The following is a 537-nucleotide window of genomic DNA, read 5'->3' as shown; positions in this document are numbered from 1 at the left end:
GGAGGTACAGGTGCGAGTCGGGAAGCGCATCTGGCTGCCGTTCATGAGGGCGCACAGGTACATGCGCTCGCGCCAGAGCTTGGTGGACTACTCGCTCACCCAGTTGTACCGCGTGGCCGAGAGGCACCGCGGCTGAGTTTCCCTCCGCTCGGGTTCACTCCAGAAGTTGTGAAAGTCCCTGCAGGATGGGGGCGGGGCGCAGGCGGCGTTTGGGATGACCTTGGAGGGCGTGGTCTTCCCTCGAGTGCCCGCTTTTACTGGTCCCTGACTCCGCGCGGGTGCTGAAGAGCGGAGAGGGAGGCGCCATGCGTGGGGGCGATTCGAATCCGGTCAGCTCTTGGGCCGCAGTGAGCAGGTGGTGCGTGGTGGTGTGCGCGCTGCTGGCGGGCTGTGCCACGGGCAGAGCGCCTCCCCTGCTGGGCAGCGAGAGGATGTTCGCTTCGCTGCGCTACCGGCCGAGCACGCCCAGAGAAGCTCCTGACGCAGCAGAGCGGAAGGGGGAGTGGGCGCGGCCGGAGGAGGCAAGCGGAGAGGACA

At 67.4% G+C, this 537-nt stretch carries 1 protein-coding gene; it reads left to right on the top strand.

The window, feature by feature from the left end:
• Nucleotides 1-305 precede the first annotated feature (305 nt).
• On the top strand, nucleotides 306-537 hold a 232-nt coding region (locus KY501_RS52935; protein ID WP_224373267.1), incomplete at its 3' end, for a hypothetical protein.

It is taken from the genome of Hyalangium versicolor (assembly GCF_020103695.1).
Lineage (GTDB): Bacteria > Myxococcota > Myxococcia > Myxococcales > Myxococcaceae > Hyalangium > Hyalangium versicolor.
This window is presented reverse-complemented; position numbering and strand designations above follow the sequence as displayed.